We start from the raw sequence: 269 nt of genomic DNA on the forward strand, positions 1-269 counted from the left end.
CTCCGCCTGGGGAGTACGGTCGCAAGACTGAAACTCAAAGGAATTGACGGGGGCCCGCACAAGCAGTGGAGCATGTGGTTTAATTCGAAGCAACGCGAAGAACCTTACCAGGGCTTGACATCCCTCTGACGGGTACAGAGATGTACCTTCCCTTCGGGGCAGAGGAGACAGGTGGTGCATGGTTGTCGTCAGCTCGTGTCGTGAGATGTTGGGTTAAGTCCCGCAACGAGCGCAACCCTTGACCTGTGTTACCAGCACGTAGAGGTGGG

Annotated in this window: 1 rRNA gene; it reads left to right on the forward strand. The window is 56.5% G+C overall.

Going from position 1 to position 269, the window contains the following annotated elements:
- Positions 1–269: ribosomal RNA gene (locus QMF38_RS09575) — 16S ribosomal RNA — on the forward strand; the annotation flags it as partial.

The organism is Alicyclobacillus hesperidum subsp. aegles (genome assembly GCF_027923525.1).
Classification (GTDB): Bacteria; Bacillota; Bacilli; order Alicyclobacillales; family Alicyclobacillaceae; genus Alicyclobacillus; species Alicyclobacillus aegles.